Annotated in this window: 16 protein-coding genes and 1 pseudogene; 12 read left to right on the top strand and 5 right to left on the bottom strand. The window is 63.6% G+C overall.

The genetic code is table 11. The features are described 5' to 3' along the window. The first annotated feature begins 150 nt into the window (after nucleotides 1-150). Both ACVILH_RS07660 and ACVILH_RS07655 read left to right on the top strand, forming a co-directional pair. A complete protein-coding gene (locus ACVILH_RS07660) occupies nucleotides 151-909 on the top strand; it encodes an SDR family oxidoreductase (RefSeq protein WP_456712348.1) in 759 nt (252 codons plus the stop codon). Between the two features lie 413 nt (nucleotides 910-1,322). After that, nucleotides 1,323-1,472, top strand: a complete 150-nt coding sequence (locus ACVILH_RS07655; protein WP_157681707.1) for a hypothetical protein — start codon at nucleotides 1,323-1,325, stop codon at nucleotides 1,470-1,472. Nucleotides 1,473-2,064: 592 nt separating this feature from the next. On the opposite strand, the gene bamA is transcribed toward ACVILH_RS07655, so the two are convergent. Then, on the bottom strand, nucleotides 2,065-4,569 hold the full coding sequence (gene bamA / locus ACVILH_RS07650; RefSeq protein WP_456712347.1) for an outer membrane protein assembly factor BamA: 2,505 nt from the start codon (nucleotides 4,567-4,569) through the stop codon (nucleotides 2,065-2,067). Nucleotides 4,570-5,473: 904 nt separating this feature from the next. On the opposite strand from bamA, the gene ACVILH_RS07645 reads away from it, so the two are divergent. From ACVILH_RS07645 to ACVILH_RS07635, 3 genes are all read left to right on the top strand, one after another. Further along, complete coding sequence (locus tag ACVILH_RS07645; protein ID WP_456712346.1) at nucleotides 5,474-6,688, top strand: aminotransferase class I/II-fold pyridoxal phosphate-dependent enzyme; 1,215 nt, start codon at nucleotides 5,474-5,476, stop codon at nucleotides 6,686-6,688. A gap of 11 nt (nucleotides 6,689-6,699) precedes the next feature. After that, nucleotides 6,700-9,162 (top strand): DNA translocase FtsK, encoded by a 2,463-nt coding sequence (locus ACVILH_RS07640; RefSeq protein ID WP_456712345.1) that lies wholly within the window; start codon nucleotides 6,700-6,702, stop codon nucleotides 9,160-9,162. Between the two features lie 174 nt (nucleotides 9,163-9,336). Continuing rightward, nucleotides 9,337-10,113 carry an outer membrane lipoprotein carrier protein LolA gene (locus tag ACVILH_RS07635; protein ID WP_456712344.1) on the top strand — a complete coding sequence of 259 codons (777 nt, stop codon included), beginning with the start codon at nucleotides 9,337-9,339 and terminating at the stop codon, nucleotides 10,111-10,113. Between the two features lie 15 nt (nucleotides 10,114-10,128). Here ACVILH_RS07635 and ACVILH_RS07630 read toward each other — a convergent pair whose 3' ends face one another. Further along, on the bottom strand, nucleotides 10,129-11,199 hold the full coding sequence (locus tag ACVILH_RS07630) for a DUF2336 domain-containing protein (protein WP_456712343.1): 1,071 nt from the start codon (nucleotides 11,197-11,199) through the stop codon (nucleotides 10,129-10,131). A 227-nt stretch (nucleotides 11,200-11,426) separates the two neighbouring features. Between ACVILH_RS07630 and ACVILH_RS07625 the strand changes: the two are divergent. Both ACVILH_RS07625 and ACVILH_RS07620 read left to right on the top strand, forming a co-directional pair. Continuing rightward, nucleotides 11,427-12,077: pseudogene (locus tag ACVILH_RS07625) on the top strand (magnesium chelatase domain-containing protein); the annotation flags it as partial. Between the two features lie 43 nt (nucleotides 12,078-12,120). Continuing rightward, nucleotides 12,121-13,827: a recombinase family protein gene (locus ACVILH_RS07620; protein ID WP_456712342.1), complete on the top strand. Its 1,707-nt coding sequence runs from the start codon at nucleotides 12,121-12,123 to the stop codon at nucleotides 13,825-13,827. A 60-nt stretch (nucleotides 13,828-13,887) separates the two neighbouring features. Here the strand turns inward: ACVILH_RS07620 and ACVILH_RS07615 are convergent, their stop codons facing one another. Next, nucleotides 13,888-14,106 (bottom strand): hypothetical protein, encoded by a 219-nt coding sequence (locus ACVILH_RS07615; RefSeq protein ID WP_456712341.1) that lies wholly within the window; start codon nucleotides 14,104-14,106, stop codon nucleotides 13,888-13,890. A gap of 711 nt (nucleotides 14,107-14,817) precedes the next feature. On the opposite strand from ACVILH_RS07615, the gene ACVILH_RS07610 reads away from it, so the two are divergent. Then, nucleotides 14,818-16,074 carry an endonuclease/exonuclease/phosphatase family protein gene (locus ACVILH_RS07610; protein WP_456712340.1) on the top strand — a complete coding sequence of 419 codons (1,257 nt, stop codon included), beginning with the start codon at nucleotides 14,818-14,820 and terminating at the stop codon, nucleotides 16,072-16,074. 61 nt (nucleotides 16,075-16,135) lie between these two features. Then, nucleotides 16,136-16,324 (top strand): hypothetical protein, encoded by a 189-nt coding sequence (locus tag ACVILH_RS07605; protein ID WP_456712339.1) that lies wholly within the window; start codon nucleotides 16,136-16,138, stop codon nucleotides 16,322-16,324. A gap of 141 nt (nucleotides 16,325-16,465) precedes the next feature. Here ACVILH_RS07605 and ACVILH_RS07600 read toward each other — a convergent pair whose 3' ends face one another. Then, on the bottom strand, nucleotides 16,466-17,131 hold the full coding sequence (locus ACVILH_RS07600; protein WP_456712338.1) for a DNA-3-methyladenine glycosylase: 666 nt from the start codon (nucleotides 17,129-17,131) through the stop codon (nucleotides 16,466-16,468). A gap of 199 nt (nucleotides 17,132-17,330) precedes the next feature. On the opposite strand from ACVILH_RS07600, the gene ACVILH_RS07595 reads away from it, so the two are divergent. The 3 genes from ACVILH_RS07595 to rplI all read left to right on the top strand — a co-directional run bounded on the left by ACVILH_RS07595 (nucleotide 17,331) and on the right by rplI (nucleotide 20,801). Further along, nucleotides 17,331-18,506 carry a hypothetical protein gene (locus ACVILH_RS07595; protein WP_456712337.1) on the top strand — a complete coding sequence of 392 codons (1,176 nt, stop codon included), beginning with the start codon at nucleotides 17,331-17,333 and terminating at the stop codon, nucleotides 18,504-18,506. Beyond that, on the top strand, nucleotides 18,472-19,632 hold the full coding sequence (locus tag ACVILH_RS07590; protein WP_456712336.1) for a hypothetical protein: 1,161 nt from the start codon (nucleotides 18,472-18,474) through the stop codon (nucleotides 19,630-19,632). The genes ACVILH_RS07595 and ACVILH_RS07590 overlap by 35 nt, the downstream gene beginning before the upstream one ends. A gap of 110 nt (nucleotides 19,633-19,742) precedes the next feature. Then, entirely contained in the window at nucleotides 19,743-20,801 is a 1,059-nt protein-coding gene (gene rplI, locus ACVILH_RS07585) for a 50S ribosomal protein L9 (protein ID WP_456712335.1), read from the top strand. Nucleotides 20,802-20,856: 55 nt separating this feature from the next. Here the strand turns inward: rplI and ACVILH_RS07580 are convergent, their stop codons facing one another. Then, nucleotides 20,857-21,594, bottom strand: coding sequence for a hypothetical protein (locus ACVILH_RS07580; protein WP_456712334.1), 738 nt, complete (start codon nucleotides 21,592-21,594; stop codon nucleotides 20,857-20,859). Nucleotides 21,595-21,724 lie beyond the last annotated feature (130 nt).

Below are 21,724 nucleotides of genomic sequence, written 5' to 3'. Positions count from 1 at the left end.
GGCAGTGTCAGCCGGCGGAACATCGTGCTCGACGAAGGCGATAAGGGCCTGGACGGCTGAAAGCAGCGGCTGGAGCGCCGGGGCTGCCGTCTCTGATCGAGGCTGCCTTAGCAAAAACGCCCTTTCGAAGGCAACGGGAGACGCCAGGAAATGACCAAGGGGAAACGGATCGCATGGATCACCGGGGGCGGCACGGGCATCGGCGAGGCCGGCGCGCTGGCGCTCGCCGCCGATGGCTGGACCGTCGTGGTGTCGGGCCGGCGCAAGGCGGCGCTCGATGCCGTAGTGGCCAAGGTCGCGGCTGATGGCGGCGCGGCCGAGGCCGCCGTGCTCGACGTCTCCAAGTCCGCGGACGTGCAAGCCGCGGCCGACGCCATCCTGATGCGTCACGGCCGCATCGATCTCCTGGTCAACTCGGCCGGCGTGAACGTGCCGCGGCGGCGCTGGGACGACATGACGCTGGAGGGCTGGAACCAGCTGGTGGAGATCAATCTCAACGGCGTGCTGTATTGCATGAAGGCGGTGCTGCCGGCGATGCGTACGCAAAAGGACGGCATCATCATCAACGTCTCGTCCTGGGCCGGCCGCCACGTCTCGAAGATGCCAGGGCCGGCCTACACCTCGACCAAGCACGCGGTGCTGGCACTGACGCACTCCTTCAACATGGAGGAATGCGTGAACGGCCTGCGCGCATGCTGCCTGATGCCCGGCGAGGTCGCGACGCCGATCCTGGAGCAGCGCCCGGTGGTGCCGAGCGCAGCGGAGCAGGCCCGGATGCTGCAACCGGAGGATCTCGGCCGGACGATTGCGTTCGTGGCGAGCATGCCGCCGCGGGTGTGCATGAATGAGATCCTGATCAGCCCGACATGGAATCGGGGATTCATCCAGACGCCGGCGAACAGGGAGTGAGCTTGACCGAGTATCAGTCACGGCAATCGTGCCGGCGCGGGCCATGAAGGTCGAGGCGATGCCCCGCAACTGGTGTGGCCCTCCAGTCAGCTGCGTCGGCATCGAAACAGCGTGGGAGAACCGATCGCGCGCCAAACAAATGGTGTCGTCCCTGCGGACGCAGGGACCCATACCGCGTGATGTCTGAAACAGGCATGCGGCTCGTCCCGCGCAAGACAACTGCCCCCTGTGGTTATGGATCCCTGCGTTCGCAGGGATGACAGCTGTGGATGGGGTGCGCAGCGTTGCCTCCGAGAAAGAGAGAATTGAGCGCGCGCACCTTCGTCCTCGCGACACGATGCGCCCGAGCTGTGCTGAATTCACCGCCCTCAACAAATAGAGGGCGCAGGGAAGGCCGGGCGCTGGCCGCGCCCGTGGCCCGCCTGCAGAAAGAAAAGCAGGCGGCAGTCACCACAGGTCTGGCCGAGAACGCCCGGCCTTCCCCGCGCAACGGTTTTAACGGCTGCTTCGCGTTCTCCCTGGTGCGCCGGCTTGCTGGCCACCATGCCGCGACAATGCGCTGATGCGCATTGCGCGGGTGATATCAGCGTCGGGATATCAGGACCGCGCGACTTGACCGTGCGTGCATCGCCGTTCGTCCGCGCGAATGATCACGCTGCAGCGACACACGCCCATCGCATCCCACTGCCAACGTCTCGTGACGGTCGCGACACGCCCCTCATGCGGCAGCAGGGACGCGCGGAAATGTGCAGGTGATTTGCCCGACGACACAAGGGTTGATGATGCGGCAAACTAACACGACGGGCAGCTTGAGCATGGGAGGGATGCGCCGATCAGCATGCGGTGGGTGCGATCGTGGCGACAGCTCATGTGAGCCGAGCTCTGTGCCACGCAGACGGTGGGCTCCCCTCCCCCTTGCGGGGAGGGGTTGGGGGTGGGGGTCCCCGGGCGATGACGTCGATGGTGAGCTACCCATCGAGCAACAAAGAGCTACACATGATCCGCGGAAGAGGCAGATAGTGAGCTCGGCTCTCATGGATAGCGGGACTCGCGGACCCCCACCCCCGACCCCTCCCCGCAAGGGGGAGGGGAGCTCACCTCCATGTGGTCGGCAGTGGGGCGCTGGCCGCCTTGAGGAGGAGCCTCGTCCCCCCCTCAGAACGACGTGCCGCCGCCGAACTTGAACTCCTGCACGACGTCATACTTGCCCTTGGACAGCGGCACGGCGTAGTCGAAGCGCAGGGGGCCGAAGGGGGAGGCCCAGATCAGGCCGACGCCGACGGAGGAGCGGACGACCTTGCTGTCGTCGTACTGCATGGCGCATTTGCAGGCGGCGGAGTTGACCTCGCCGGTGGCGGCCCAGGAGGTCGGGCCCTGGTAACCCCACAGCGAGCCGGCATCGGCGTAGACCGAGCCCTTCAGGCCGACTTCCTTGGGCAGGAACCAGAACGGCATCTGCAGCTCGGCCGACGCGCCCCAATATTTGGTGCCGCCGAGCGCATCGCCGGTCACGCCGAAGTTGCGATAGGTGATGTCGCGCGGGCCGATGCCGTTGGAGGCGAAGCCGCGGACCAGGGTCGGACCCATCTGATAGTGGTCGAGCATCCGCAGGTCCTTGTCGCCGACCTTGTTGAGGACGCCGCCCTGCAGATGGATGACGCTGACGATGTCGGCGACCAGCGGCGTGAAATATTTCGCGTCCACCGCCGACTTCAGATAGCTGACATTGCCGCCGACGCCTGCGAAATCCTGGCGCCAGTCGATCAGCAGGCCGTCGGTCGGGTTCTTGGTGTTGTCGAGCGTGTTGTAGCTCAAGGTGTAGCCGAGCGCCGAGGTCAGCGCGGCGCCGTCGTTGAGCTCCTTGCGCACCGCGAGGCTCGATTCGCCGTCGCCATAGCAGCCATAGCCATACACGCCCGATGTCGTCGAATTGGTCGGGTCGACGCCGCCGAGCACGCTCTGGATATAGGCCGGCGTCGGATTGAAGGCGAGCAGGCCGTTGGCCGAGTTGTTGTTGCAGTTGGCGAGATAAGACGGCAGCGTGATCTCCTGCCGGTACAGCGAGTAGCGCAGCTGCAGCGACAGGTCCTCGCGCAACTGGAATCCCAACCGCGGGCTGAAGCCGACCGTTCGCGTGCCATAGCTGGTGTAGGAGTTGGCGAGCTGCTGGCGGTAGGAGACGTCGAGGCCGAGCGCCACCCGGTAGTCCAGCAGATAGGGCTCGACGAAGGACAGCGCCACGCCGCGGGTGTACTGGCCATAGGTGACCGAGGCCTTGGCGAACAGGCCGCGGCCGAGGAAATTGCGCTCGGAGATCGACACCTCGGCGAGCGCGCCGTCGGTGGTCGAATAGCCGCCGGAGATCGAGAAGTCGCCGGTCGACTTCTCCTCGAGCGTGACCACGAGGATCACGCGGTCGCTCGACGAGCCCGGCTCGGTCGTGATCTTCACCTCCTTGAAGAAGTCGAGGTTCTTCAGCCGGCGCTCGGCGCGGTCGACGAGGGCGCGGTTATAGGCGTCGCCCTCCGAGAGGTCGAACTCGCGCCGGATCACGTAGTCGCGGGTCCTGGTGTTGCCGCGGATCGAGATGCGCTCGATATAGGTGCGCGGGCCCTCGTCGACGGAGAACACGATGGCGACGGTGTGCGCCTCCATGTTGCGATCGCCGCGCGGACGCACGACCGCGAAGGCGAAGCCGCGGCGCGAGGCCTCGATCTGCATCTCCTCGACCGACTTCTCGAGCTGCTCGACATTGTAGAGCGCGCCGACATTGACCCGCGAATAGCCGCGCAGGCTGTTGGCGTCGAGCGATGCGACCGTCGACTGGAACTCGACCGAGCCGACGCGGTATTGCTGGCCCTCCTCGATCTGGAAGGTGACCAGGAAACCCTTCTGCTCCGGATCATACTCGCTGAGCGCGGCCACGACCTGGACATCGGCATAGCCGTTCTTGAGGTAGAAGCGGCGGATCAGGTCGCGGTCGGCCTCGACGCGATCGGGATCGTAGACGTCGTTGTTGCCGAGGAAGCTCAGCCAGTTGGTCGCGCGGGTCTTGATGATGTCGCGCAGGCGCGCGGCGGAGTAGGCGTTGTTGCCGACGAACTCCACCGACTTCACCCCGGTCTTGACGCCCTCGGTGATGGTGAAGATGAGATCGACACGGTTGTTCGGCTGCTCGATGATCTCCGGCGTGACGCGGACATCATAGCGGCCGGAGCGCCGGTAGATCTCGGCGATGCGCTGCGCGTCGGACTGCACCATCGGGCGCGACAGCGTGCCGCGCGGCTTCGATTGCACCTCGCCCTGGAGCTGCTCGTCCTTGACCTTCTTGTTGCCTTCGAAGGCGACGCGGCCGATCACGGGGTTCTCGACCACGCGCACGACGAGCCGGCCGCCCTGGCGATCGATTGTCACGTCGGCGAACAGGCCGGTCTCGATCAGCGCCTTCAGGCCGTCGTCGATCTGGCCGGCATCGAGCGTGCCGGACGGACCTGGCTTGAAGTAGGAGCGGATGGTGTCGGCTTCGATGCGGCGGTTGCCCTCGATGGTGATCGAGGCCGCGGCCGCGGCGGGCGCCGCCACCGCCATGCGGGGCAGCGACGAAACGGGCATGGCCAGCAGCATCAGGGCAAGCACGCCCGGCAGTCTCAGACGCATCATCGACGCTCTTTCGATCGTTCGGAATCCACGGGCGCGCGACGCATGTCGGCACGCCCCGGGAATCGGTGATGCCCGTCAAAGATGGTCGAGATGCGCCAATCTCGTTTCGTGAAATGTCGATTGATGCGCTACGTGACTGGATGTTTCCGATTGGAAATCTATGACCGTCGAGATCGCATCCAGACGTCGCCGATGACTAATAAGGCTGGCATCAGCGTTGAGGCCGAAAGGCCACGGTGGCGACTGACATCTCTGTTAAGCATTGCGCCGGCCGCCGCCGCAATCGGTGTGTTCCGACATCAAATTCTACAAATCAACGAACACCGGCAATACGCCGGAAAAACGACGGTGCTACATGCTACCCATCCGAACTAAACCCCCAAGTAGTTCGGCCAAGGCCCGGTGCGCGTAGATTCCCATTCTTATTCCGGCGCACCGGGCCGCCCGTTTTTCTTCAGCTTTCGATGACGAATAAATGGCCGCGGTGCCCTTGACTGTGCCCTCTCCCCTTGCGGGAGAGGGCATGTAGGACAGCGCAGCATACTCGGTTGGGTGAGGGGTATATCTCCTAGCGCACCGCTCGCGGAGAGATACCCCTCACCCAACCGCATGCGCGGACGGGCCGTACATGCCCTCTCCCACAAGGGGAGAGGGCGCTGTATCTGGCAGCTCGCCTTCGGCGACAGCTTTTTGGGTCCGCGGTTCCCGCCGTCGCCGCCCGAATCACCACAATGTCCGCCGCTGTTGCGAAATTGCCTCTGGATCGGCATGCGAAAAACCATCAAAACGTTCGGCAGTGCCGATGGTTAATCGCGTCTTAACCTCGCCCCACCTATGGTGACCGCAAAAGGCACCGGTTCATGGGCGATCGGCGGCTTCCACTGGTTTGGCGCGCGTTTTACGTATGGCAATGACCGCTTCATCCCCCGCGCCCGCTGGCGCCAGCCATTCGGAGAGCGAACGCTCGCCGTTTGCGCGGCTGAACGAGCTGCTCGCCCCCTACCAGCCGGGCAAGCCGATGATCACGCTCGCCGTCGGCGAGCCACAGCATCCGGTCCCGGATTTCGTCGGGCCCGTGCTGGCGCAGCACATCGCCGATTTCGGCCGCTATCCCGCCGCCAAGGGCATCGAGCCGTTCCGCAAGGCCGCCAGCGCCTGGCTGTCGCGCCGATTCGCGCTGCCGCGCGCGATCGATGCCGAACATGAAATTCTCGTTCTGAACGGCAGCCGCGAGGGCCTGTTCTTCGGCGCCCATGCCGCGCTTCGCCATGTTGGTCCGCGCCGCGGCAAGCCTGCGGTCCTGATGCCGAATCCGTTCTATCCGGTCTATGGCGTCGGCGCCCGCACGGCGGGCTGTGACTCCATCTATCTGCCGACGATCCGCGACAACGGCTTCCTGCCCGATCTCGATGCGATCGACGAGGCGACCTTGGCCCGCACCGTCGCGTTCTACCTCGCCACGCCGGCCAATCCGCAAGGGTCGGTGGCGTCGGCGGACTACATGCGCAAGCTGGTCCAGCTCGCCAACACCTACGGCTTCCTGATCTTCAGCGACGAATGCTATTCGGAGATCTACACGCGTGAGGCGCCGGGCAGCATGCTGGAGCATGCCAGTCCCGACTACACCAACGTCGTCGCGTTCCAGTCGCTGTCGAAGCGCTCCAACGTGCCGGGCATGCGGATCGGCTTTGCCGCCGGCGATCGCAAGTTCCTCGCGGCCTTTCATGAGCTGCGCAATGTCGCCGCGCCGCAGGTGCCGGTGCCGCTGCAGCATGTCGCGGTCGCGGCCTATGCCGACGAGGCGCATGTCGAGGAGAACCGAAGGCTCTACCGCGCCAAGTTCGATCTCGCCGACCAGATCATCTGCAACCGCTACGGCTACAGGCGCCCTGAGGGCGGCTTCTGCGTCTGGCTCGACGTCGCAGACCGCGGCGGCGACGAGGAGGTGACGGTCAGGCTGTATCGCGACGCCGGCGTGCGCGTGGTGCCCGGCAGCTATCTGGCGCGGCCGCAACCCGACGGGTTCAATCCGGGCGTCGGCTATATCAGGCTGGCGCTGGTGGCCGATGCGGCCTCGACCGGCGAGGCGTTGCACCGGCTGGTCGAGACACTCGGATAATCGCGGGGCGGATGCGGATGCCGGCGATCGAACGAGTCATTCCCCTGGTCAACCATCTGCCGACCTCGCTGCGCGAGGCGCTGGTGCGGCGGCTGCGCGAGCTCGCGGGCCTCGGACTGATCGCGCTGTGCGGCTTCGCGGCCGCGGCGCTGATGACCTGGTCGGTGCAGGACCCGAGCCTGTCGCATGCGACATCGCGCGCGATCCGCAACATCCTCGGCTATCCCGGCGCGATCAGCGCCGATCTTTTAATGCAGATCCTTGGCCTCGGCTCGATCATGGCGATCCTGCCTCTTGCGGTCCGTGGCTGGCGGATGATGACGCACCGGCCGTTCGACCGCGAGGCGCTGCGCTTCGGCGCCTGGGTGCTTGCGGCGGTCATCGCTGCCGGCTTTGCCAGCTGCTGGCCGCGCTCGCATGCCTGGCCGCTGCCGACGGGTCTCGGCGGCGTCGTCGGCGACGCGCTGGTGCGCGCGCCGGCGGTGGTGTTCGGGCCGCCCGGCGTGATCTATCGGATGGTGCTCGGCAGCCTGCTGCTGGTCGCGATGATCGGCTGCCTGCTGGTCGCCGGCGGCCTGGGCGCTAGGGAAGCCGATCCGAGCCTGCTCGACGAGGAGGAGGACGACACGCCGCTCGCCGATCTGGAGGATGACGACGATCGCAAGGCCATCCGCCTCGGCTGGATCTTCCACGCCATCATGAGCGCGAAAGCGCAAATCGGCTGGTTCCTCTCGACGGCCTATCGCGCGCTGATCTCCTCCGGCCCGCAGCCGCGCACGGCCGCCGGCCGGCAGGAGCCGAGCCTCGCCCGCGGCCAGAAGAAGCCGACGCTCGCGCCCGAGATGGACGAGGACGAGGAGGAAGAAGAGGCCGGCGAGGAGGAGGACGAAGAGGAGGAGGAGCCGGCTCCGAAGTCGCGCAAGAAGCCGACGCCGAAGACTCCGCCGAAGAAGTCCAGCGACAAATACGATTTGCCGTCGGTCTCGATGCTGGCGGCGCCGAAATCGTCCGATCGCCAGCCGCTCTCGAAGAGCGAGCTGGAGGCCAATTCGCGCGCGCTGGAAGGCGTGCTGCAGGATTTCGGCGTGCGCGGCGAGATCGTCAAGGCGCATCCCGGCCCGGTCGTCACTTTGTACGAGCTGGAGCCCGCGCCGGGCATCAAGTCGTCCCGCGTCATTGGCCTCGCCGACGACATCGCCCGCTCGATGAGCGCGCTGTCGGCGCGCGTCGCCGTCGTACCCGGCCGCAACGCCATCGGCATCGAGCTGCCGAACGTGCATCGCGAGAAGGTGTATCTGCGCGAGCTGCTGGTCGCCAAGGAGGCGACCGAGAGCGTCGCCAAGCTGCCGCTGTGCCTCGGCAAGAACATCGGCGGCGAATCCATCATCATCGATCTCGCCCGCACCCCGCACATGCTGATCGCCGGTACCACCGGCTCGGGCAAGTCGGTCGCGATCAACACCATGATCCTCAGCCTGGTCTACCGCCTCCGGCCCGACCAGTGCCGGCTGATCATGGTCGACCCGAAGATGCTCGAGCTCTCCGTCTATGACGGCATCCCGCATCTCCTCACGCCCGTCGTGACCGACCCGAAGAAGGCCGTGGTCGCGTTGAAATGGGCCGTGCGCGAGATGGAGGAGCGCTACAAGAAGATGGCCAAGCTCGGCGTGCGCAACATCGACGGCTACAACGCCCGCGTGGCGGAGGCCCGCGCCAAGGGCGAGGAGCTGACGCGCACCGTCCATACCGGCTTCGACAAGGAGACCGGCAAGGCGATCTACGAGGAGGAGAAGCTCGACCTCGATCCCCTGCCCTACATCGTCATCATCGTCGACGAGATGGCCGACCTGATGATGGTCGCCGGCAAGGACATCGAAGGCACGGTGCAGCGCCTCGCCCAGATGGCGCGCGCCGCCGGCCTGCACGTCATCCTGGCGACGCAGCGTCCGTCGGTCGACGTCATCACCGGCACCATCAAGGCCAACTTCCCGACCCGCATCTCCTTCCAGGTGACGTCGAAGATCGACAGCCGCACCATCCTCGGCGAGATGGGCGCCGAGCAGCTGCTCGGCCAGGGCGACATGCTGTACATGGCCGGCGGCGGCCGCATCAGCCGCGTCCACGGCCCGTTCTGCTCCGACGAGGAGGTCGAGAAGGTGGTGCGCCATCTCAAGGCCCAGGGCTCGCCGGAATATCTCGAGGCGGTCACCGCCGAGGAGCCGAGCGAGGAGGAGGGCGCCGTGTTCGACGCCACCGGCATGGGCGGTGGCGGCGACGACCTGTTCGCGCAGGCCGTGGCTGTGGTCAAACGCGACCGCAAGGCCTCGACCAGCTACATTCAACGCCGGCTGCAGATCGGCTATAATAAGGCCGCTTCGCTGATGGAGCGGATGGAACAGGAAGGCATCGTCGGCCAGGCCAACCACGCCGGCAAGCGCGAGATCCTGGTGCCCGAGGAAGAAGGCGGGTTCTGATCCCCGCCCGCTTTGGTCCCAGAACTGCCGTTTCCGGGTCGTAACTTCACGCAATTACGATCACGCTGACCGACCGAACCACGATAGAAACGCGTAAGAAATCAGGACGTCGTTTTGAAAAGCTCCTTGTCGAACAGCCCCTTTTCGTCACCTTGCGCGCCGCGCGGCCGCCGCATGTCCGCCCTGATGGCGGTCTGCGCCATCACCGCCCTCGCGGCGACCGGCGCCCCCGGTGACGCGGCCGCCCAGGGCACGCCGGCCCCCAAGGCGGGTGCCAAGAGCGGCCCGCTCAGCGCCTCCGAGGCCCAGCGTGGCGCCGCCGCGACCACCCAGGCCACGCCGCCCAACCCGATCATTCCCGATCCCCGGCGCAACGTGCCGGCCAGCATCTTCACCTCGTTCGACGCCAACCAAAAGGCGGTCGCGGCCAAGGTCAGCGCTTATCTGTCCTCGCTGCAGACCTTGGTCGGAAACTTCGTGCAGGTCGGTCCGGACGGCAGCAAGACCAAGGGCGATTTCTACATCCAGAAGCCCGGCAAGGTGCGCTTCGAATATGAGCCGCCGACGCCGATCGACATCATCGCTGACGGCTCCTCGCTGGTGGTGCGCGACCGCAAGCTGGCCACCCAGGACGTCTACCCGCTGTCGCAGACGCCGCTGCGCTATCTCTTGTCCGACCGTATCGACCTCTTGAAGGACACCAATGTCATCGCGGTGGCGTCCGACGATCTCTACGTCACGATCACGATCGAGGAGAAGCAGGCGCTGATCGGCACCAGCCGGCTGATGCTGATGCTCGGCGCCAAGGACGGCCAGCTCAAGCAGTGGACCGTGACCGACCCGCAGGGCTACGATACGACGATCGCCGTCTACAATCTCGACACCACCAAGAAGCTCGATCCGGCGATGTTCAAGATCGACTTCACCAATTACGCGACGCCGCCGGGCTGAGGCCGCGCTCCGCGTTCAGCTCGATTCGAGCCCGCGCACCTTCCACTGCGCCTCGGACAACACGAGCTTCTCGAAGCGCTTGCGCGCCTCCTCGACATCGTCGGCCGGCAGCGCATCGCAGCCGGGGCGGGCGCGCAGGATCATGGCGGTCGTCGCCCAGCTCAGCCGCGCCGCCTTGCAGGCGAGTAGGAGATCGGTGAGGCGCTCCTCCTGCAAGAGCGATTCGATCGTGTCGATCGAGACGACGCAGAGCAGCGCCAGCGCCGCGATCACGGCCGGGAAATCGCCGGTCACACAGAAACGATTGACGGCAGAGTCGCCGAGCTTGCCGCTGCGGTTGAGCGCGGCGACCTCGGTCTTGACCTGCTCATAATCCCATATCGCGCGCATCGCAGCAGCAGCCGACCGGGTCGGCGCGGCCTTCAAGGTGGCGCGGGTCGCGGGCGGCGCGGCCTTGATGAAGCGGGCGCGGGCGCCCTCGCTGGCGGCGGCGACGAAGGCGCGCGACAGCTTGGCCGGCAGATCGGTGCGCAGCGCCAGCTTCTCGGCGAGATCCTCGTCGCGCTCGGCGATCTTGAACAGGCTGCGATAGCCGTCCTCGGAGAGTTTCGCGGTCAGGTTCTGCGCCAGCGCCATCCGCACCGGCGGGAAGCCGCGCGCGATCAGCTGCGTCGTCAGCGAGTCATTGATGCCGCGGCGGCTGGCGATCGCCACGAGATGCGCCGGGCTCGACGTCCGGATGAACTCGGCGAGATCGCGCTCGGTCAGGACCTGCGCCTTGGCCAGCATCGGCCCGGCGATCCGCAGCTCGGGATGCACAGCGAGCAGGCGGACCGTGGCGTAGGGCGCGCGCTCGACGCCGGCGAGCGCCTTGCTCAGCTCGGCCAGCACATCGGTCGCGACCTGCGGCATCAGGCGCGCGAACATCTGATCATAGAGATCGAGCTGCTCGTCGGGTGCGGGCCGCGGGCCGGCCAGGAACAGGCTCGTCGTCCGCCGCAGCATGTCGGTCGCGAGCTCGGACACGGTCCTCGCCTCGCCGGCAGGCGGCTTGACGGGGGGAGCTGCCGAAGGCGCTGGAGGCATCGCACGTTCCTCGCTGAGAGCGCCGGCCGGCTGTGACGCAGCGCTCGTCGATGATCAATTTGCGGAAGAATGCGAAGCGCGGACTAAAGGGGCGTTAAGCCAAGCGCCGGGGACGACGGAGGCGTCAGGCCGTCGTTAACGGAGTGCATCCGGGCCGCACCGATGTTCTGGTATTGTTCTTGCGAACCGCGCCCGCTTCCGCTAGCCTCTACACTGGAGGGGCATCCATGGTTCAGCGCGTTTCCACCGTTGCCTTCGAGGGGATCGAGGCCCGCGCGGTCGACGTGCAGGTTCAGGTCGCGCCGGGACTGCCGGCGTTCGCGATCGTCGGCCTGCCGGACAAGGCGGTGTCGGAGGCGCGCGAGCGGGTGCGCTCGGCGCTGATTGCCTCTGGCCTGGCGCTGCCGGCGCGGCGGATCACCGTCAATCTGGCTCCGGCCGACGTGCCGAAGGAAGGTAGCCATTATGATCTGCCGATCGCGCTCGGGCTGATGGCGGCCATCGGCGCCATCCCGCCGGATGCGCTCAGCGGTTTCACCGTGCTCGGCGAGCTCGGGCTCGACGGCTCGATCGCGCCGGTGGCGGGCGTGCTGCCGGCGGCGATCGGCGCCAATGCGCGCGAGGAAGGGCTGATCTGTCCGGCGACCTGCGGCGCCGAGGCGGCGTGGGCCAGTCCCGATCTGCAGATCATCGCGGCGACGTCGCTGATCCAGATCGCCAATCACTTCAAGGGCACGCAGGTGCTGTCGCGGCCGCAGCCGAAAATCCAGGAGGCGCCGGCGAGCCTGCTCGACCTGCGCGACATCAAGGGCCAGGAAAGCGGCAAGCGCGCGCTCGAGATCGCCGCCGCCGGAGGGCATCATTTACTCAAGACAGGCTACATTTACTTGGAAAGAACTTCTGTGAAGCACCCTATTTCTTATGAAAGTCGCCTTCTCATACATCCGATTCTCCAGTCCGGAGCAGGCGCGGGGTGATTCTTACCGCCGCCAGAGCGAACGGGCGGCGGAGTGGGCCAAGAAGAATGGTTACCGGATCGCTAAAACCTGGAGGGACCTCGGCGTCAGCGGATACCGGGGTGCGAACGCGAAGGCCGGCGCGTTTGCCGAATTCCTGCGCGATGTGGCCGCGAACCAGCTGCCCAAGGATTCGGTCCTCATCCTTGAGAACATCGACCGGATGTCGAGACAGGAACCGGAAGATGCGCTGCCTGTGTTCCTGGGCATCATCAGGGCGGGCATCGGGATCCTGACTCTGTCGGACGAGCGTCTCTACACCAGGGAGACGATGCGCCAAGACAGGATGATGCTGTTCGGCACCCTGATGTCGATGATCAGGGCCAACGAGGAATCCTCCCTGAAGGGGCAGCGTGTGGCCGCTGCATGGGCCCGTAAGCGCCAGGCCGCCCGCGCTCAGTCGATTCCCCTGACGGACAGGGTCCCTGGATGGCTCGTCATCTCGCGGGACGAGTCCGGCCGCCGCATCTTCTCCGAGAACCCCGAGCGCGCCGACATCGTCCGTCGAATTTTCCTGGAGACCGAGCAGGGGCTCGGGCGCAGGACGATCGTCAAGAGGCTGAACCGCGAGGGCAAACTGTCCTTCCTCTCGGAGAAGGGCTGGCAGACCTCGTCCGTGGCCAAGATCGTCGCGACACGGACCGTGCTTGGGGAGTACCAGCCCTCCCGTCGCGACGCCGATGGAAAGCGTGTCCCCGACGGGCAGCCAATCTTGAACTACTACCCCGCGGTAGTCGACGAGGGCCTCTACCTTCGGGCCAACAGGGCCGTGACCAGCCGCCGCAAGAATGCCGGCGGTCGGCCGAGCCGGGAGGAGGCCAACCTGCTGCGCGGAATCGCGTACTGCGGCGTCTGCAAAAGGCGGATGGCATTCCTGAATAAGGGGGATCCACCCAAGGGCGGTCACTATTTCGTCTGCTCTGCGGCTTATCGTGAGGACAAGTGCGACAACAAGCGGCTCTGGAACGCCAAGAACGTCGATGGGTGGCTGATGCATCAGGTCAGCCCGACGAAGGTCCTCGCCACCTTCGAGCCCGTCGAGAAGCAGCCCGGAATGTCGGTCCAGGACTACGACCTCCTAATCGCGGACCTGACCGCCAAGAAGAGGAGGGCAATCAACATCCTGCTCGATAACGAGGATAGCGTTCTGGCGCCGGATCTGAAGTGGGAGGCCGAGAGCCTCACCGAGCAGATCCAGGAGAAGAAGCAGCTGCGCGAGGCGCTCGCCAAGGCCGAGCGGGAGCGGCCGCACCTGCCGACGGCTCAGGAAAATCTGGCGCTGGTCGCGGACCTGGCCGCAAAACTAGCCAACGCGACCGATGCCGAGCGGACGGGACTTCGGCGCTCGTTCGCCCAGCAGCTGCGGGTAGCGTACTTCCGAATCGTATTCCGCCCTCATTCCATTGCCGGCTTGATCGAGGTTCCGGCTAAGCCGAAGCCGTATAGGCTCGGCCCGATCTCTGTAAATCGGAATTTCGAGACCCACGTGATCAATGAAGTCGAACATTTTTTTGTGCCGCATCGCTTTTTCGGAGACGACCCAGAAGAGCTCGCCGGGCTCGGCGGAGGGACGGGGATCATCACCCCACGTTCTGGTCTATCCGGACGCTAGGGGCTCTTCTCCCCCCGGAACGAACCGGCATGATCGGTTATCGATCGGGGGTTCGTCGGGTCAGCCAACCTCAAACCGCCACGGTGGTATGGCGCACAGCTTTCCGCCTCTGACTTCGAATGCGATCCAGAAGCCCGTTTCCTGTCCAATGAAATCGGCCTCACGGCGCGCGACGAGTGCGGCCGCTTCTGGATCCTTCTCAGGGTCGCAGTCGGCGGCCTTCATCGCGTCGGCAATCCGATCCATCAGAGCGATAAAGTCGGGCTCGTCGTTTGACATGCCGGCCTCCAACAAACTCGCGTCCTAGTTTGCCGAGATCTTGGGGCCTTAGCTTGGCGCTGTCTTGGCGTGAATTTGAACCTTCAACCGTGAGTATCTGATGCGAGACGTCCGTCAGGCTGCTTTTTGAACTCCTCGATCAGCATACAGCAGTAGGCGTCGATGGTCTTGGAATCCTCGATCATCTGCGGTGGAGAGAGATGGCCGGCGACTTTTCGTAGGTCGAGTGCGTCATCCAGGGGCGGAAGCGACCGAGCTTCTGTTATTCGCCGCGCAGTCGGTCGTAGTCGGCCTCGTCTCCCGCTGCGAGAGCGGCCACCGCCTGGCGTCAAGCGCCTTGTGAGCCTCTTCGCCCTCGTCATTGATGACGTATGGAGCGATGTAGAGCGGAATCCGATGTGCCAGCCCGTCCCGGAAGCTGATCAGGTTGGCGAGCCAGTTCTGGTTCTCGTCGAGAAAGGCCTTGATCTGGACTGTGGCTTCTCAGCTTTTACTCCTTCGACATGGCGCGAGGCGCGCCGATCTCATCCTGCGGGAAAAGTTTCACATTTGCGCGCCTTGCGTGAGCAATTCATCCGTGCATGATAGCTGCGACCAGCAGTGCTTGCGGTGGAAATCCACTCGTCTCCTGAGCCTTGTTAGCGGTGGATGCCGGCCAGGCGTCAGCACCCATTGTCAAGTTCAAGCCGCAGCTTCGTTTGAGGTGGCGCTATGAAATTTTCTTTCATTCTGGCATTGCTCGCTTCCGTGATCCTCGTCAACTCGACTTCCGCAAATGCTCGCGATCTCACCATCGCGACGTGGAATCTTGGGTGGCACCTAAGCCAAGACGAAGCCAAGACATGGATCAGGGAGTGTGGACAGCCTTTCGCTCTCAACCAGGCGACCGGCCTTTTTGAGCCATCAACAACGGGACAGACGAAGCCAGGCTGGGAGCTACGCTGGGGCCGCAATGCAAAGATCAAATGGGACATCGCGCTGAAGCCCCCCTGTGATGTTTTCCAGTCCAATTTCAAGATCGTTCCAGTGACCGAGCCCGCCTACCAGAAGCGGACGCAGCAAATCAGCGATTTTATCCGCTCAAATATTGACGCGGACATCATCGCTTTCCAGGAAGTCAGCGGCGAGACTGCAGTTCGTGAGGTGTTGCCCAACAGCGGCGCGGACTATGAGGTCTGCTCGTTCGACACTTTCAAAGTTCAGAGGCTCGCCATCGCCTGGAAGCGATCGCTGGGCTCGTCGACAGATTGCGTCGTCGAGAAGTCGCTCGCCCTTCCGCATCTCGATGCGACCGATCAGGTGCGTCCGGGTTTGTCGCTCACGCTGCAGATCGACGGGAGGCCACTGAGGATCATGACGGTTCACCTCAAGTCGTCTTGCGTAAGCCCTCTCGAAGATCGGGGCAAGCTCGACGGCACAGGAGATGCATGTCAGATATTGCAACAGCAGGTGCGGCCGCTGGAAGCTTGGCTTGAAGCCCGGTCGGCGGGGACTCCTGTCGTTCTCATGGGCGACTTCAACCGCAATGTATCCCACGAAGAAAGCTCGATAGGACCGTCTGCCGTCCGGGCGGACGGCAGTGACCCCGCATCACCATTGCCCGCAGGGGTCCTTGTACGCAGCCTGTCGGGAGAGGTGAACGATGGCGCTCCGGCGGACAGCGCCCTGACGCATCTCGAACCCGAGTGCCCGGTGAACGCAGTTGCCAAGGAGATCTGCGAGCGCTCGAAGCGCGAATTGTTTGATCAGGACGCCCTCAAGCCGGTGACGCGCGGGGATAGTCTCGGCTGTCGCAATCCGATCGGGCTGGATCAGATGCTTGTCAGCAAAGGCCTCGCGGCTGTAGCTCCGGCAACCAAGGTGGCCATCGGGCGGCTCGGCGGAACGCGGCCAGCGAACCAAGACCATCCCGATCCGCTGCTGGCCATCTCGGACCATTGTCCGCTCAAGGCGACGGTTCGATTCTAGCCGCCCCCGATTAACTACCGCCGGCCGGCATCTGCCCGCGCCGCAACTGCAGGTGATTTCGATGAGCAATTTCGTCGTTTATCTTCTCGATCCTGTATCCGACACCTTCAAGAATCTTCATGTGTTGCCGAAGAGCGACGAAGAAGCCAGGACCACTGCTTACGGATCAGATGCCATCGTCTTCAAGGACGGTGTGCCCTGGAAGATCTTCGACAACCATGGTGCCACATACACGATCACCGAAGAATAGTTCGCGCTAGTCCGCCTGCGCCGGGCTGCGAGGCTGGATTTTCTTCCTCACTGCTCTGATTGATCTGGCGACCTATCGGTCGGCGGCTTCATGTTGGTGCGCGCATGGGCCAGAGGTCGGCCGGGATGCAGATCCCCTCCGTCATGCTGGGGCCCTCTCGAACTTGTCCCTGATCCAGGCCTGGTAGTCGGGGTGTCCCCAGCGCCAGAGCAGATCCTCGTCCTGGGTGACTCTGACCCTCGGCCCGTTGAGCAGCCCGGGGACGAGCTCAAGAGGACGCAGCAGGCGGAAGGGGCGCTTGAGGAGCGACTGCCCGTCGAGCACGTGATCGAAGCCCATCGCCTCGCCCAGCTTGAACGGTCCGTCGCAGAGCTTCTTTTCGTATCCCCGGGCACGGGCCTTCACGTCCCGGTCGGCATCGGGCGCCCGGCTGCGGCGCTCGGCCATGACGTCAAGCCCGACGAGGGGGAGACCTGCCCGGAGGAGAACGGTGCTCCCCGGGGTCGGCTCTCCGCAGACGATGTCCATGGCCCACATGTCGCGGCTGCCATGGATGCGCGCGGTCCCGTGCGGCGTCAGGACCTTGGCTCCCTTATTGCGGCGCGACTGGTTGTCGGGGTGAAGGTGGGACGCGCGGTCGTTGCCTCCACCGTAGGCCTCGACGTCGATCAGCATGACCGCGGTCTCCAGGTCCCGGTGATAGGAGTACAGCACGCATCCGATCAGACGCGGCGCCACCTGGTCGGCGGGCGGCGCAAAAAAGCGCTCATCGACCTTGACGTAGTTCCCTTCAAAAAACTCGCTCATCGAAATTCCTTTCCTTGGCAAAAAACGGCCGCGCGATGCACCTGACGGTAAGCGCCATCCGCGAGTTCGAAGAGAGCCCTCGCCTGCGCGGCCCGGTAGGGCTGGACTGCGATGCAATCCACAGAAATAACGTTCCTGGCGCTGGAAAATTTCCTCCAAAAGGCGATCGTGCCTCTGCTCAATCATCGGGCGGTGATTCATGTCGCACGAACTCCGCTCGACGTCCGGGAGTCAATTGGATGTCGTTCTCGTCATTCCGGAGACGAGAGATCAGGCCCGTTTGGCGGAAGCGCTGCCGAACAGGCATGTTCAACTGGTCGACGACGAGACGAGCACGCAGACCGGTCCTGTGATTCTCGCTGTCGCCGGTAGGGCTGGACAGACGAGCATCTACATCAACGCCAAGGACGATGTTTCGGATGCGCGCTCCGGCCTGACGGCGATCCGTCCTCATCTTCAGGATCTGCTCCGCGGCGGATGGTTTGAGGAGGGCGGAATGCTCGTGCTGGGACGCGATCGTCCGAAAACCTTGAACACGGCGCGCGCTTACTTGCCTAATCTCTTGAGCGATCTCCGCACTGTGTCTAGCGGGACGAGAGCCGATGAACTGTGCCGCCGCGGCCTCTCGTCGTTGCGTCGGGATCGGCCCTCGGCAGCGACGGCGCTTCTGTGGTGGGAGCTCGCTCGCGCCAAGACAGACCAGTCACCTCACGCCGCCAGTGCCGCGCTGTCACTCGCCGCCAACGAGTTCAGGCGCGCTGCGATCACCTCACATGCAGGAAGAGCCGATTCCCTGGCTCGACGCATGGAAAGGCGCTCGCAGTTGGACCTCTTCCGCTCTGTTGATACCCTCAAAGTCCCGGAAATCCGCTATGAAGTAGTGCCCGTCACGTATGCGAGGGCCACACTGACGAACAGTCCGATTTGTCCCATGATGGCAACATCTCGCCGTTGGCAACACCTCGGATATCTGGACTTGGATCCCTCCGCTATCGACCATGCCTCGCTGATCGGCGCGGAGATCGTGCTCGGCTCTGCCGGCTTAAGGAGCATCGGCGAGGACCGTATAGAGCTTGAGATCTGCCTCGATCTCGCTCCACGAAGAGCCCTGGGCTTGGGCATTTCTTCGCATTCTCAGCGTCTGAATTATTCTCTAAGCTGCCGCGAAGCCTCGTTTGCACCGTATACGCAAGTGGCGAGAGCGGGTGAGCCCGTCAAATTCGAGCTTCAAGAATTTAGATCGTCGAAACTGAAGTTGACCTTGACGGCAACCGACGATTACGGCCAATTGTCACACGTTTCAGTTGAACTACATTTGCGTCAGGGGGGAGGGGTTTTTGATGCATCGTTCCGGCTTCGCGGGACGCGTGGCTGATCGTCCTGAGGAGAGCGAGAGCGGATCTTTCTGGGTCACCCTGAGCGAGCTGCATCTCCATGGGCCCGTTCTGGTGACTACTTTTACTGCGCCCAATAGGGAAGTTGTCTCCTTCACGTGCCAGCGAGCAAAGATCGATGCTCTACTGCCGACGCTGAAGGCAGATATTGAAAGCTCCCTCAGGACCAGCCTGAGCAAAGAAGAGATCTGCAACAATCTGCACGACGTTGGTCGACGGCTGACGGACTGCCTTCTGGTTTGCCACCCCCACTCCGACACGCGAAAGAACAGGATTCGCCTCGCCAATCTGTTTCGGAAGTTTGCTGATTCCGATCTGCAGTGCCAAGTGCATCTCCCGATACCGCTCGAGCTTTTGCTTTTTGACAAGCCGGTGGCGGGCGTCGGTCCCTTTGCGAGGATGATCGGCGGCAGGCCGAACATCTACTACGCTTCGCCGTGGCGGCCCGGAAGAGCGACCGGAAGGGGCGCTTCGTTCTTTCACGACCATACGGCCGAAACCGTCTCGAAAGGCCAAGCACTGGCGGCCGTGCAGAGCGCCTTCGGGCTCAGCGTCGAAAAGCACGTTGATCTCGAATACCTGAAACTCAAAGAAGCTACGAACGAGATAGATCGCCTATTCAAGAACGGGAAATCCGCGTGGGCACATTTTCAATGTCACGTTGAGTATCCGCCGGAGCAGCCGAGAAACAAGAAGCTGCAGCTTACGCGGCACTTTCTCGCGACTACTGATAGATTCTCCTCGGCATCTACGGCGTTGTCCGGCATATTCCTGAATGGCTGCGGTGCGACCAATTTTCTCAGCGGACAGCCAGACCTGCAGAGCAGCTGGAGCGAGTATTTCATGAGCGAGTGCTTTGTTCCCTCGGTGATCGGTCCGTTCTGCGCGGTACTCGATCCTGATACATTGCCGTTTACGCAGGCATTTTATGCCTCTTTAGCGTCGAACGGATCGGCCTATGCCAGTTTCGTGAGCGCAAGACGCGAGCGCCTGGAGGCTGGAGACTGCACTGCCCTGACGTACCGCTATGTCGGCCCAGTCACGCTTCGAGTGCCTCTCGCCTCATCCGTAAGCCAATTAGACTTCTTTGACCTGGAGTCGCGATAAGGCGCGGCCTAACCCTACTTAGCAGGGCGGAGCAAATGCCGGCGGTTGACCTTGATTTTCTCGATCTATGGTTGAATATTCCCCTCTAATTGCCGATATGCCGATTGAACATGGCCGCAGCCAGAAGAAACGTTATTTTGCTCGAGCCCGTTCCGAGCCTGGGCGAAATAGGTGACGTGGTCCCGGTAAGGCCGGGATTCGCGAGGAACTTCCTTTTTCCCCGCAGGTTGGCGGTTTATGCCACCGCACACAACGTGGTGGTATTCGAAGACGAGCGGGCGAGGCTTGAAGAGGTGGCTAAGGCCAAGCGTCATCAAGCCGAGCAGGATAGGATCGCCTTGGCCGATCTACCGCTGACTTACGTGGCAAATGCAATGGCCGGCGATGTGTTTTACGGCTCGCTTGGGGCAAAGAAGATCGCGCGGATGGTCTCGCTGCAAGGGATCGACGTGAAGAGCCAGCAGATCAGACTGCCCAATCCGATCAACACGTTCGGAAGCCATAGAGTCGCCGTTAACTTGTTCGCTGATATCGTCGGCGAGATCGAGGTACACGTCGTACGCACCGAGGCGGACGCGAAGGAGTTCGCAGAGATGGCGTCTCAGGCTCGGCAGGATAGGGCGGTCTCCTTATTGGAGCGAGTAGCCAGCAAGACCAGCGCTTCCTCGGACGAAAGCGCCAACCTCGCGGAGATAGCTGCTCTTGTCGGCGATGAGCTCGGCGCGCTTACCGCCAAGGCTGTAGCGGAGAAGTCGCTATCCGAACTCCAGTCCTGTGTGAGCCGCCTGCTCGCGGAGCTGGACGTGAACTGCCTGGCAAGCTTCACATGCTCGCCAGACGATTCCGACGATGGGATCCTCAATGCTAAGATGACGGTGCTCGGATCTTTATCCGTTGACGTCGGCTCGCCGGCCACTGTCAGGGTGGCTGATCCCGCTTGGTTGTTAAAGTGCGAACCTCGGCTGTCGCTGTTCTCGCTCCACGCTAGCGTCGCGGGGCCCGCAAAGCAGTACAAGGTGACGGCCGTGGACGGCACCGTTCAGGCCATCGTCGTCGAGCAGAGCCTCAGGCTTGCGGAAAAGAACCGGAATTCAGATAGGCAAACCGAGATCTGGGCGAGTGCCTACGTCAATGGCACCTGCGTCCAGCGCGGTGTCTGGGCCGTCTAACTGCGGGCTGCGGGCCGGCTAAAGCCGGATGCTCATGTCATGTAGTCCGCTTTGCTCAGCGAATTCGGGGTCGATCTTCGTCTTTCCGGTATTCCCCAAGAAGTCCCATTGTCCCCTTTACGGTAAGAACTTGCACCTTGTCGCCGCCGGTCCATGGCCGTCTCAGCAGCCATACGCGCGCGGCGAACGCCTTCGGTCTCTCATGCTGGATAAGCAGTCCGCCGTCAGACGTAAGCGACACCTTTCCCTCAACCTTGGCCTGGATCTGCGCGACGAGTTTGGCGTCTGCCGCGACCGAGCCGCCAGTGCGATTGGCCAGATCGATCTTGAACTGCTTCACGCTCGCCACCGCAGTGAGCAGGTAAGCTTTTCCGCTCTGTGCCAGCGGACCGTCCGCTCGAATGGTGGCGGACGAAACCGCCCTGTAAAGCTCTCCTTCGTCCACCGAGATAAGCGAGCCGTTCACCAGGGAGACCTGCACCTTCTTTGCCCCTGAGGTCTCAAGTTCGGCGGTGGCGTCGCTCAGTTCTCCGAGCGGGCCACGGAAGCTGCCCCTCGACGATACGTCATAATCGTTGGAACGGGTCTGCTCGACATCGGCTAGCTCCACCGTCGGCTTGACTGGAATGTTGAAGGACCCGTTGAGTACATCGCGCAGGGTAAATTCGCCAAGCTCCGCACCGCCTACAATCGGCCGCACCTGAAGGGGCGCGATGCCATCCCTTGGCATGACGATCTGATGCATGCCGAAAGTGCCCTCGACGATCTTTTCGAAACTTCCCGTCACTGACATTGAATACCCCCCGAGGAATGTGTCGAGGCTACATCATGTTTTTGATCAACGCGACCTCCGCGTGTATAATTCATCCGGAGGTGCCAGATTGTCTGGCAAGTCCTCTTGTCCCGGAAGCGAGGCACCGAGG

Source organism: Bradyrhizobium sp. USDA 4353 (assembly GCF_054063215.1).
Note: the sequence above shows the minus strand (reverse complement) of the source record. Positions and strands in the feature narration are given on the sequence as shown.